Below are 12,278 nucleotides of genomic sequence, written 5' to 3'. Positions count from 1 at the left end.
TTACCCATGCGTCGAATTTTACTGTCCGTCCTCGTGCCAGCGCTGCTGGCTGCCACCGCCATCGTCAGCGCCCCGGCGCGCGCCGAGTTTTCGATCCCCGGCTTCGAACTGGTGCAAACCTCGCCGGCCGAAACGGTGCTGCGCAATCCCGATCTGCGCGACCCGGTGACGGTGTGGAGCGAGATGTTCGACAATGCCAAGAGGGACATCGTGATCGGCCAGTTCTACGCCGTCACCAAGCCTGGCAGCGCGTTCGAAAAAGTGGTGGAACGCCTGGCTGCTGCCGGCCAGCGCGGCGTCAAGATCCGCTTCCTGATCGACCAGAAGGGCGTGGGTCTCTCCGAGCCGGCCACGCTGGAACGCCTGAAAGCGATTCCGAACCTGGAGCTGCGCATCCTCGATTTTTCCAAGCTGACCGGCAACGGCATCATCCACGCCAAGTACCTGGTGGTCGATGGTAAAGAGGCTTTTATCGGCAGCCAGAACTTCGACTGGCGCGCGTTCGAGCATATCCACGAAACAGGACTGCGCATCACCGACGCGAAAATCGTCGGCGAGGTGCTGGCCGTCTTCAACCAGGACTGGCGCGCCCAGGGCCTGCTGGCCAAGGGCGGCAAGGTGCCCGAGGTGAACAAGAAAGTGGTGGCGGCCGACTACCGCCAGGACGCCTACCTGCTGGCCAGTCCCAACAAGTACAACACCCGTGGTATCGGCGACTCCGAAAGCGGGCTGCCTGCGCTGCTGGCCGACGCCAAGACCGAAGTGCGGGTGCAACTGCTCGACTACGCGCCGGTCAGCTATGGTCCGAACGGCACCCGTCCTTATTACGCGGTGATCGACAACGCCGTGCGCGCCGCCGCCAACCGCGGCGTGAAGGTCAAGCTGATGGTCTCGAACTGGAACCTGGAAATGCCGGCGCAGGCGTACCTGAAAAGCCTGGCGGTGCTGCCCAACGTCGAGATCCGCGTGGTGACCCTGCCGATGTCGTCGAGCGGCTTCATTCCGTTCGCGCGCGTCATCCACAGCAAGACCATGGTGATCGACAACCAGGTCGCCTGGGTGGGCACCAGCAACTGGGCCGGCGGCTATATGGACCTGTCGCGCAATTTCGAGGTGGTGATGCGCAACGAGAAAATGGCCGAGCGCCTGGCCGCCACGCAAGAGCAGATCTGGACGTCGCCGTACGCGCAGCCGCTCAACATCAACAAGCAGTATCCGAAACCGGTCAAAGGTAAAGCAGAATGAAGCAATTGATGAAAAAGCAGCTCCCATTGATCCTGGCGCTGTCGGGCGCCTTGGTCTCGTTCAACGTACAGGCCTGGGGCAACGACGGCCACCGCGCCGTGGGTGCGATCGCCGACCAGCTGCTCAAGGGCAGCAATGCGCAGCAGCACGTGCAGGCGCTGCTGCTGCCGGGCGAGAGCCTGGAAAAAATCGCCACCTGGGCCGACTGCGTGAAGGGCACGTACTGCGGACCGCAAAGCGCCGAGATGACCTCGTACGTGGCGGCCAATCCCAAGCACAGCGAATACCACTACACCGACGTGCCGTTCCAGCTGCCGAGCTACCATGACCACGGCGTGGGCACGGCCGAAGACGATATCGTGCAGACGGCCAAGCAGTGCATCGCGGTCCTGCAGGGCAAGGCCGATGCGGCGACCAACCCGCACAACTTCACGCCGCGCCAGGCGCTGCTGATCCTCACCCACCTGGCCGGCGACATCGCCCAGCCGCTGCACGTGGGCGCCGGTTTTGTGAGCAAGGACGGCAAGTTCGTGGTGCCCACCCAGGCGCAGCTGGACGCCGGCGAAGTGTTCGACGCGCGCGGCGGCAACAACCTGCTGCTCGACGACGTCAAGCTCACCGCCACCAGCGACCAGCTGATCCCGGCCGCGCCGGTGGATGAGGCCAAGGCTGCGGGGGCACCTGCCCGCGCGCCGCAGACCACGCGCCCGTTCCACTCGTACTGGGACACCACGGTGGTCAACTACGCGTTCCGCCGCATCGGCGCGCGCACGCCCGAGCAGTTCGCCAAGCTGGTCATCGCCGGCAACCCGACGGTGGTCTCGGCCAAGGGCGACCTGTCCACCTGGCCGTATCAATGGGCGGACCAGTCGCTGGCGATCTCCAAGGTAGCCTACGCCGACGTGACGGTGGGCGCGGCGACCAAGCAGACCAGCAAAAGCACGGGCGAGAGCTATAACGTGTGGGCGCTGGCGATGCCGGACAACTACCCGGTCCCCAGCTCGGCCATCGCCAAGCAGCAGCTCACGCAGGGCGGTTACCAGCTGGCGGCGGTGCTGCAAGCAATCTGGCCGTAAGCGACCGCGTTTGCGCCGTCATCCCGCCTCGGTGAACTGCCGTGCAGGCGAGGATTCAGTCGGCGTCTGCCATCACTTCCCCGTCACCGGATTGAACCACAACTCGTGCCGCGCCAGCGGCGTCTCCGGTCCCAGTTGCGGATTGGCGAGGCGGATCACGCGGCGCTGGTCGAGGCGCGCCTTGCGTACCAGGTCGCCCTTGTAGCGCTGGAACAGCGTGCCCAGCGAACCGTCGCGGATCATGGTCTCCATGCCCGCTTCGATGCGGGTGGCCAGCTGCCTGCCTTGCGCATCGCGGCGCAGGAAGAAGTAGCGCGGCAGCGGGTAGTGCACGAGCAGCGTTTGCTCGACTGCCATCCGTGGATATTCGTCGTGGCGCTCGTCGATCTCGCGCGAGGCCTCGTCGATCGAGCGCAGGAAAAAATCGAAGCGGTTGGCATCGAGCATGGAAAACAAGCCCGTGTAGCTGCTGCCTTCCACCACCGGTATCCCGGCCGCGCGCAGGATGGCGACGTCGGTCCAGCCCTGGCCCAGGCCCGCGCGCATGGACGCCAGGTCGGCCGCGCCGCGCACGCGCGCATAGCGCGGTTGATCAGCAGCGCGTATCAGCAACAGGCGATAGCCCAGCAGGCCGCGATCAACGGGCAGGCGCACCGGCAAAAACTCGCGCTCCAGTTCGGCGGACGTGGCGCGCACGAACACATTGATCCGGCCCGGCTGCGCGCGCATTTCGTGCAGCACGCGCGGCGGCGACATGGCCACCGCCGAGCGCCGCACATCGAACTCGCCCGCGCGTGCACCGGACTTCTCCAGCGCCATGCGCAGCACCGCCCACTCGTAGTCGTAGCGGCTGTCCACGCCCTCGCTGGTGAGCGGATACGTCAATATTGTCGGTGCGGCCACGGTGGCGCGGGCAGGGGCGCCGCACAGCAGCAGGCCTGCAGCGAGCAGCCGCCGCCAGGTAGTGCGCCGGCCTTCGGTATCGGGGTGCCGCATGGAGGGAGCCAGGAAAAATCCGCAGTGTGCCACGCGGCGCCGGCCCTTGCCAACGCCCTTGCTGCCGGCGCGGGCCGCCTCGTCGTCTTTACAACGGATCGGCCCGCGCAGCGCTATGCGTGTTGACTTCGAGCATGGCTACTGCTTATGCTAGGGACAGAACTCCTGCCTTTGCAGGAGAGCGCAGGCGGAGGTGCTATGGCAATGCATGCGGCTGTCCGGTCGATACCGGTCATGGGCCTGGTGATTGCGGCGGCGCTGTGCGCGCCGGCGCGCGGCCAGGAGGTGGTGCAGACCGTAGCCTCGCCCTGGAGTGCCAACGTCACCGCCGCGTCGCAATACATCTCGCGCGGTTTCCGCCAGGGCTGGGGCAAGCCCGCGCTGCAAGGCGGCGTCGATTACGCGGGACCGGGCGGCTTCGCCTTCGGCACCTGGCTGTCCACCATCAGCGACCGTTACGTCGAAGACGGCACGGTGGAGTGGGACCTGTACGGCACTTATACGGGAAAGCTCGGCAACGATGGCGCCGTCGGCTACAGCGCTGGCGTGTACGTCTACAAGTACCCGGGCGCGCATATCGCCGCCACCGATACCACCTACGACTACACCGAGGTAGCGCTGGGGCTCACGTACCGCTGGGCCTACCTCAATTACAACTACACCGTCAGCCGTGAATTCTTCGGCATCGAGAACGCGCGCGGCACCGGCTACCTGGACCTCGGCGCCAACCTCGACCTGGGCGACGGCTACACGATGCAGCTGCACGCGGGCCAAGGGCGGGTGGCCAACAACGCCGTGTGGAACTGGCGCGACTACCGCGTGGGCGTGGCCAAGGTGCTGGCGCCCGGCTGGACACTGTCGGCCGCCTATACCCGCGCCCATGGCGCGACCGATGCCTACGACCGCTACACCACGGGCGTGCCCAATGGCGCCGGTGTGATCGAGACATCCGATCCGGCCAGGGGCACTTTCGTGGTGGCGCTGTTGCGCACCTTTTGATTTTCTTTGCACAGGCCTCCCATGAACCTCTCTCTCAACGGCAAGATCTGCGCCGCTGCCACCGCGCTGGTGGTGGCCAGCCTGGCGATCACCGCTACCGTCACCGGCATCCGCAGCAGCGCCAGCGCGGAGGCGGCCGCGATGGACCTGGCGCGCACGTCCAGCCGCGAGGTGTCGGGCGTACTGCAGGCGCGCATCGCCACCAACCTGGCGGCCATCGTCAACCTGGCCGGCGCCATGCGCGGCACGCGCACGGCCAACCTGCCGCTGGCGCGCGAGCAGATCAATGAACTGGTCAAAGCCACGCTCACCGGGTCCGAAGACCTGGTCGGCACGGCCGTCACGTGGGAGCCGAATGCACTGGACGGCAAGGATGCCGAGTACGCGGGCAAGGCGCCGCTGTACGACGCCACCGGGCGCTTCATGCCGTACTGGACGCGCGGCGCCGGCGGTGCGCTGCACGTGGAGCCCATTGTGTTCGATACCGCCGCCGGCGCCAATGACTGGTACGACATCCCCAAGCGCAGCGGCAAGGTGTTCTTTACCGAGCCGTATAACTATCCGGTGGACGGCAAGCCCACGCTGATGGCATCGCTGGTGGCGCCGATCATGATCGACGGCCAGTTCAAGGGCGTGGCCAGCGCCGACTTCATGCTTACCCGGCTGGCGACTATCCTCGCCGAACTCAAGACCATCGAAGGCGCGAAACTGAGCCTGATTTCCAGCGGTGGCCTGTACGCCAGCAATCCGGCGCCGGAAAAGCTGGGCAAGAAAGCCGACGACTTGCCGCCAGCAGCGCTCGAGCGCGTGCGCCAGGGCCAGCCCTACGAATACGTGGACGAGCAAGGCTGGGTGCACCTGCTGCAGCCGCTGTTCATCCACGCCCAGTCGGCGCCGTGGTCGGTGCAGCTGACGTTCCCGAAAAGCGTGGCGACGGCGCCCGCCCGCGAGCTGCTGCTCTATACCTTGATTGTCTCCCTGATCTGCGCGGTCGCCACGGCGCTGATCCTGGTCGGCGTGGTGTTCCGCCTGACCGCGCCGTTGCGGGCGCTGGGCGCGCGCATGACAGCGCTATCGAGCGGCGACGCCGATCTGAGTGTCAAGCTCGACGTGCGCGGCAACGACGAACTGGCGGTGATCGGCAGCGGTTTCAACCAGTTCGTGGGCAATATCCACGACGTGCTGCTGCGGGTGAGCGCCAGCGCCGAGAACGTGGCGCGCGGCAGCGCCGAAATCTCGCATGGCAACACCGACCTGTCGGCGCGCACCGAGCAGCAGGCCAGCGCGCTGGAGGAAACCGCCGCGTCGATCGAAGAGCTGACGTCCACGGTCAAGGAAAACGCCGACAACGCGCGCCAGGCCAACGAGCTGGCCGGCTCGGCATCGACCGTGGCGCAAAAGAGCGGCGCGGTGGTGGCGCAGGTGGTGGCCACCATGGCCTCGATCAACGCGTCGTCGAACAAGATCGTGGAGATCATCAGCGTGATCGACGGCATCGCCTTCCAGACCAACATCCTGGCGCTGAACGCGGCCGTGGAAGCGGCGCGCGCCGGCGAGCAGGGACGCGGCTTCGCGGTGGTGGCGTCCGAAGTGCGCAACCTGGCGCAGCGCAGCGCGGCGGCCGCCAGGGAGATCAAGGAACTGATCGACGATTCGGTGGGCAAGGTGGCCGCCGGCACGCGGCTGGTGGATGAAGCGGGCAGCACGATGGACGACGTGGTGTCCAGCGTGCGCCGCGTTGCCGAGATCATGAGCGAAATCACGGTGGCCACGGCCGAACAGAGCGAAGGCATCGCCCAGGTCAACCAGGCGGTGGTGCAGATGGACGGCGTGACACAGCAGAACGCCGCGCTGGTGGAGCAGGCCGCCGCCGCCGCCGAGAGCCTGCAGGAGCAGGCCGCCAACCTGGCGCAGGCCGTGAGCGTATTCAAGCTCGATCGCGGCGCCGCCCCGCCGGCCGCTGGCGCGCACCTGCTCAGGATACGTTGACCGCTGCCGGGATGGTCACACTGCCGCGATACGCAGCCCTGGATTGGCTGCGCCAGCCCGGCCTCGCCCGCTGACGACTGGCGGTGCGCGGTGCGCCGCCAGTTGCGCCGGGACAGGAGAGGAGGGCAGCACGAACTTGCCCACCAGGTCGGCCAGTTCCTCCGCCTGCTGCTGCATCGACGCGGCGGCGGCCGCCGACTGCTCGACCAGCGCGGCGTTCTGCTGGGTCACGCCGTCCATTTCGATGATGGCGTGGTTGACCTGCTCTATGCCCATGCTTTGTTCGCGGCTGGCAGCGGCGATTTCGGCAATCATGTCGCGTACCCGGCGCACGCTGTCCACCACGTCGCTCATGGTGGTGCCGGCTTCGTCCACCAGCGCCGCGCCGGCATCGACCTTGGCCACCGAGTCGCCGATCAGGGTCTTGATTTCCTTAGCCGCCGCCGCGCTGCGGTGGGCCAGGTTGCGCACCTCGGTTGCCACGACCGCGAAGCCGCGACCCTGCTCGCCGGCGCGCGCCGCTTCCACCGCCGCATTGAGCGCAAGGATATTGGTCTGGAACGCGATGCCGTCGATCACGCTGATGATCTCGACGATCTTCTTCGACGAATCATTGATCGCTTCCATTGTCTGCACCACGCTGGCAATCACCACGCCGCCTTTGCCGGCCAGCTCAGAGGCGCTGGTAGCTAGGCTGTTGGCCTGCCGGGCGTTGTCGTCGTTTTGCTTGACGGTGGACGTCAGCTCTTCCATCGACGATGCGGTTTCTTCCAGCGAGCCGGCCTGCTGCTCGGTGCGTGACGACAGGTCCAGGTTGCCGCTGGCGATTTCCCCGGCAGCGGTGGTCATGGTGTCGGTACCGGCGCGGACCTGGCCGACGATCTGCTGCAGGCTGGCGTTCATTTCCTTCAGAGCGCCCAGCAGCATCGCGGTCTCGTCGCGACCCTGCACCACGATGTCGCTGGTCAGGTTGCCGGCGGCCACGGTCTGGGCGATCACCACGGCGCGGTTGATCGGCGTGGTGATGCTGCGCGTGATCAGCCAGGCGGTGATCAGGCCGGCGAGGATGGCCAGGGTGCTGATGCCGATGGTGAGGTTGCGCGCCAGTTCATAGGTAGCGTCGGCCTGCGCGGTGGCTTCCTCGTTCTGGCGATTTTCGCTGGCGACCAGTGCGGCCAAGCTGTCCTGCCATTTTTTTTGCGCGGTGCGCAGCTCGTGCATCAGGACTCGTGTGGCTTCGGCGTTGTTGTTCGACAGGCCCAGCGCCTGGATCTTTTCCATCAGCGGCAGGGCTGCCGCAGCCTGGGTCTTGATGTCTTCGAGCAGCGCCGTTTCTTCGGGCAGGATGCCGTACACCTCGAAGGTCTGGCGCAGTTTCTGCTCGGCGCTGGCGTAGTCGGCGGCCTGGTGGCGGATACGCTCGACCTGCGCCTGCATGTCGGCCGCATCCTGCAACAGCACGATGTTACGCAGCGCGATCATGCGATCGTCCACGGCCAGGCGCATGGCCGACGCCATGCTCGCTTCCATATTATTGCCCTTGGTGATTTCGACCATCGCCTGCTGGATGGCGGACATGCGGGTGACGCTGAGGACTGCGACCACCAGCAGCATGGTGAGGACGAAGCTGAAAGCGATGATCAGGCGTGGGCCGATCTTGATATTGGTAAGTTTCATGGTGCTGCTCCGGTGAAGGTGGACAGCGGCGGAGCTTGGGGCCGGAGTAATACTGGGATGCTGCAAGGCGGGGCTGGGACATGCAGATAGATGGACAGGATTGTACAAGGGTTTCCATGTGGAAATCTATCCTTTCCAAAAAGATAGATTGAACGTGGTTTGCTGTAAACTTCGCCGCTATCGGCGTCACGCCAGCTTAGCCTTGTCTCAGATGAAAAACCGCCAGTTCCTGTTGTTGTGCGCCGCCACTGTAGCGCTGGTCGCACCCGTGGTCCACGCCGCCCCGGCTGCCGCCAAAATCGGCAACCCGAAGGCCGGTGAAGCCGCGTTCCTCAAATGCGCGTCGTGCCACCAGGTGGGCAAGTACGCGCAACCGGCCTACGGTCCGCAGTTGAACGCCATCGTCGGCCGCAAGGCCGGCACGTCGGCCGGTTACAGGTACTCGGAAGCGATGAAGCGCTCGGGCCTGGTCTGGACCGAAGCCAACCTGGCCGCCTTCCTGCGCGCCCCGCACGACGTGGTGCCAGGCACCAGCATGCGCTTCTGGGGCATCAGCGACGAGCAGCAGGTGGCCGATTTGCTGGCCTATATGCGCGGCTTGCGCTGAATGGGCAAGCCGCGAGGTGCAGTGCGCAGTTAGCGCGACTTGACGAACGGCGTACCCAAAGCTTTGGGCGCCACCGACTTGGCCATCAATCCCGCCAGCACGATCACCGTCACCACGTACGGCACCATCTGGATCAGCGAGCCTGGCAGGCGGCCGACCACCGGCAGGTCCACGCCTTCGATCTGGATTTGCACGGCAGCGAAAAAGCCGAACATCAGGCAGCCGAGGAACGTGTACAACGGCCGCCAGTTACCGAACACCATGGCTGTCAAGGCCAGGTAGCCGGCGCCGGCCGACATGTCGCGCAGGAAGAAGCCGCTTTGCACGATCGACAGGTAGGCGCCCGAGAACGAGCACAATACGCCCGCCACGATCATCGTGATGTAGCGCTGGCGGGCGACGTTGACGCCGGCGGCATCGGCCGCGTGCGGGTTCTCGCCGCAGGCGCGCAGGCGCAGGCCGAAGCGGGTGTGGTACAGCAGCCAGTGCACCAGCGGCACCAGCGCGAACGCCAGGTACACCAGCACCGAGTGGCCGCCGATCAGGTGCGCGTACACCCAGCCGATGAACGGCACGTCGCGAATCGCGGCGGTCCCCGGCAGCACTACGTCGAACAGGCGCGCAGAGCCGATGTCCGGCGTGCGGCCGCCCTGCTGAAAGATGTACTGGGCGACGACAAACGTCAAACCGCTCATGGCGATGTTGATCGCGATGCCGGCGACCAGCTGGTTGCCCTTCTGGGTGATGGCCACGTAGGCTTGCAGGGTGGCCAGCAGGATGGACACCAGCATGCCGGCGGCGATGCCGTTCCACGGGTTTTGCGTGATGTACGCCACCGCGGCCGAGACGAAGGCGCTGGCGAGGATCTTGCCTTCCAGGCCGATGTCGATCACACCCGAGCGTTCGGCGAACAGGCCGGCCATGCCGGCGAAAATCAGCACCGGCGCATTGCGCACGGTCGATACCAGGATGCTGCCAAGATGGAGGTCGTCAAAAGTCATATCGTTAGCTCACTAGTCACTTCTTCAGGTTCAGCATCTTGGCGATGACCGGCGCGTACAGGTTTTCCATGGCGCCGCAGAACAGGATGATCAGACCCTGGATCAGGATCACGGTTTCGGGCGGGATGTTCTGCTTTTCCAGCGACAAATCGAAGCCGCCCTGGGTCAGTGCGCCGAACAGCACCGCCGACAGGAAGATGCCCACCGGGTGCTGGCGGCCCATCAGCGCAATGGCGATGCCGATGAAACCGGCGCCGCCGACGAAGTTGAGCGACAGGTAGTGGGTGGAACCCATGACCGAGTTGACCGCGCCCAGGCCGGCCAGCGCACCCGAGATCAGCATGACCACGATGATCATCTTGCTGATGCGGATGCCGGCGTAGTGGGCCGCGTGCTTGTTCAGGCCCGTGGCGCGCACCTTGAAGCCCCACGATGACCGGGTGGTCATCACGCCGTACACGGCCAGCGCGAGGATGGCCAGGAAGAAGCTGATGTTGAGCGGTGTCTCGCCCAGGATCGGGAACCACTGGTTCAGGCGCGGCAACTCGGCCGCCTCGGTAAACAGGCGGCTGGCCGGGTTCTGTTCGCCGTCCGGGATCATGTACTTGACGATCAGGAAGTTCATCAGGGACGCGGCGATGAAGTTGAACATGATGGTGGTCACCACCACGTGGCTGCCGCGTTTCGCTTGCAGGTAGCCGGGCAGGAACGCCCACAGGCCGCCGAACAGCGCGGCCCCGAGCACGCCCACCGGGATCAGCGCCCACGCCGGCAGCGAGCTGTCGAAGGCCAGCATGGCCAGCGTGAGACCCAGGCCGCCCAGGTACATCTGGCCTTCGGCGCCGATGTTGAACAGGCCCGCCTGCATGGCGATCGACACGGCGAGACCGGTGAAGATGAACGTGGACGCATAGAACAGCGTGTAGCTCAGGCCTTCCGGATTGACGACGGCGCTGTTGACCAGGATGGCCAGCGACTCGGTGGGGCTTTCGCCCAGCATGTGGATCACCAGCGCGGTCACCAGCAGGGCCGACAGCAGGTTCAAAAGGGGCATGACAAAGGCTGTCGCCCAGCGTGGCAGGTCTTGGTTGTTCATGATTTGTGCATCCCGCCCATCAGCAAGCCAATGCGGGTGGTATCGAATTCTTCAATTTTCAGTTCGCCGGTAATGCGGCCGCCGCACATGACGAGAATGCGGTCGGCCAGCGCCCGCACTTCTTCCAGTTCGACCGACACCAGCAGGATCGCCACGCCTGAATCGCGCAGGGCGAGCAGCTGGCGGTGGATGCTCTCGATGGTGCCGATATCGACGCCACGGGTGGGCTGGCCCACCAGCATCAAGGTCGGTTGCGCCAGCACTTCGCGCGCGATCACCACCTTTTGCTGGTTGCCGCCCGAGAGCAGGCCGATACGCAGGTCGTGGTTGTTGGGGCGCACATCGAAGTCCTTCATCAGCGCCGCGCAGCGGGCCGCGATGGCCTTGAAGTCGAACAGGCCCCAGCGGCCCTTGAGCTTGTCCTGGTAGCCGAGGATGGTGTTGTGCATGACCGAGAAGTTTTTGACGACGCCGTCGCGCAGGCGGTCTTCCGGAATGTGGGCGATGCCCAGGTCGCGGATGGTGCGCGGCAGACCGTCGGCGTCGGAGCGGCCGGCAAACGGCAGGGCCTTGCCCTCGAAGTCCACCTGGCCCGACGACGGCAGGCGCATGCCCGACAAAATCTCCATCAGTTCGCTCTGGCCGTTGCCGGACACGCCGGCAATGGCGACGATCTCGCCCGCGCGCAGCGTAAAGCCGATATCGGCCAGCAGCTTGACGCCCTGGCCGTCCTGCAATTGCAGGTTCTGCACGTGCAGCACCGGCGCGCCCGGATTGTAGGGCGCGCGGGGCAGGTTGTTGATGATCTGGCGGCCTACCATCATGTTGGCCAGGTCTTCCTTGGTGGTGCCGGCGGTGGGCACGGCGCCGATCACGCGCCCGCCGCGCATCACGGTGACGGTGTCGGTGATGTCGAGGATTTCCTGCAGCTTGTGGGTGATCAGGATGATGGTCTTGCCCTGTTCCTTGAACAGGCGCAGGATTTCGAACAGCGACGCGGTTTCCTGCGCCGTGAGCACGGCGGTCGGCTCATCGAGGATCAGGATGTTGGCGCTGCGGTAGATCTGCTTGAGGATCTCCACGCGCTGCTGCGCGCCGACGGACAGGTCGTGGATCACGGCCAGCGGATCGACGTCGAGGCGGTAGCGAGCGCAGATCTCGCGCAGCTTCGCTTCCACCGCCGCGCGCTTGGGCTTGAGCTGGAAGCCGCCTTCGCTGCCCAGCATGACGTTATCGAGCACGGTCATGTTCTCGACCAGCATGAAGTGCTGGTGAACCATGCCGATGCCCATCGCGATCGCCTCCTGGCTGGTGCGGATGTGGCGCGTCTGGCCATCGAGCAGGATCTCCCCGCCATCGGCGCGGTAGTATCCGTACAGGATGCTCATCAGGGTCGATTTGCCGGCGCCGTTCTCGCCCACCAGGCCATGGATCGAACCCTTGGCGATGGCGAAGCTGACGTCCGTGTTCGCCTTGACAGCCCCAAAGTGCTTGGAGATGCCGCGAAATTCTACTGCTGGCTGCATAGTCGTAGTCGGTGCGGAGTAATAAGAAAAAAACCAAACGCGCCGCCGGGGATGCTCCCCGGCGGC

10 protein-coding genes are annotated in these 12,278 nt (G+C 65.5%); 5 read left to right on the top strand and 5 right to left on the bottom strand.

The window, feature by feature from the left end; translation table 11 throughout:
* Window positions 1-6 precede the first annotated feature (6 nt).
* Entirely contained in the window at window positions 7-1,245 is a 1,239-nt protein-coding gene (locus SR858_RS21585; RefSeq protein ID WP_026637224.1) for a phospholipase D-like domain-containing protein, read from the top strand.
* Window positions 1,246-1,253: 8 nt separating this feature from the next.
* Complete coding sequence (locus SR858_RS21580; protein ID WP_154819918.1) at window positions 1,254-2,321, top strand: S1/P1 nuclease; 1,068 nt, start codon at window positions 1,254-1,256, stop codon at window positions 2,319-2,321.
* Window positions 2,322-2,393: 72 nt separating this feature from the next.
* On the opposite strand, the gene SR858_RS21575 is transcribed toward SR858_RS21580, so the two are convergent.
* Complete coding sequence (locus SR858_RS21575) at window positions 2,394-3,317, bottom strand: type 2 periplasmic-binding domain-containing protein (protein ID WP_019921479.1); 924 nt, start codon at window positions 3,315-3,317, stop codon at window positions 2,394-2,396.
* A 198-nt stretch (window positions 3,318-3,515) separates the two neighbouring features.
* Here SR858_RS21575 and SR858_RS21570 point away from each other — a divergent pair, with 198 nt between their 5' ends.
* Window positions 3,516-4,316 (top strand): TorF family putative porin, encoded by an 801-nt coding sequence (locus SR858_RS21570; RefSeq protein WP_322533931.1) that lies wholly within the window; start codon window positions 3,516-3,518, stop codon window positions 4,314-4,316.
* A 21-nt stretch (window positions 4,317-4,337) separates the two neighbouring features.
* Window positions 4,338-6,305, top strand: coding sequence for a methyl-accepting chemotaxis protein (locus tag SR858_RS21565; RefSeq protein ID WP_019921481.1), 1,968 nt, complete (start codon window positions 4,338-4,340; stop codon window positions 6,303-6,305).
* A 15-nt stretch (window positions 6,306-6,320) separates the two neighbouring features.
* Here the strand turns inward: SR858_RS21565 and SR858_RS21560 are convergent, their stop codons facing one another.
* On the bottom strand, window positions 6,321-7,982 hold the full coding sequence (locus SR858_RS21560; RefSeq protein ID WP_019921482.1) for a methyl-accepting chemotaxis protein: 1,662 nt from the start codon (window positions 7,980-7,982) through the stop codon (window positions 6,321-6,323).
* A gap of 211 nt (window positions 7,983-8,193) precedes the next feature.
* On the opposite strand from SR858_RS21560, the gene SR858_RS21555 reads away from it, so the two are divergent.
* Window positions 8,194-8,589 carry a c-type cytochrome gene (locus SR858_RS21555; protein ID WP_019921483.1) on the top strand — a complete coding sequence of 132 codons (396 nt, stop codon included), beginning with the start codon at window positions 8,194-8,196 and terminating at the stop codon, window positions 8,587-8,589.
* A 29-nt stretch (window positions 8,590-8,618) separates the two neighbouring features.
* On the opposite strand, the gene SR858_RS21550 is transcribed toward SR858_RS21555, so the two are convergent.
* Genes SR858_RS21550 through SR858_RS21540 form a run of 3 tightly spaced genes read right to left on the bottom strand, consistent with a single transcriptional unit; the run spans window position 8,619 to window position 12,212 of the window.
* Window positions 8,619-9,590 (bottom strand): ABC transporter permease, encoded by a 972-nt coding sequence (locus SR858_RS21550; RefSeq protein WP_019921484.1) that lies wholly within the window; start codon window positions 9,588-9,590, stop codon window positions 8,619-8,621.
* Between the two features lie 16 nt (window positions 9,591-9,606).
* Entirely contained in the window at window positions 9,607-10,686 is a 1,080-nt protein-coding gene (locus SR858_RS21545) for an ABC transporter permease (protein WP_019921485.1), read from the bottom strand.
* Entirely contained in the window at window positions 10,683-12,212 is a 1,530-nt protein-coding gene (locus SR858_RS21540) for an ABC transporter ATP-binding protein (protein WP_019921486.1), read from the bottom strand. The genes SR858_RS21545 and SR858_RS21540 overlap by 4 nt, the downstream gene beginning before the upstream one ends.
* Window positions 12,213-12,278: the final 66 nt, after the last annotated feature.

Origin of the sequence: Duganella zoogloeoides (genome assembly GCF_034479515.1) — a bacterium.
GTDB lineage: Bacteria > Pseudomonadota > Gammaproteobacteria > Burkholderiales > Burkholderiaceae_D > Rugamonas > Rugamonas zoogloeoides.
Note: the sequence above shows the minus strand (reverse complement) of the source record. Positions and strands in the feature narration are given on the sequence as shown.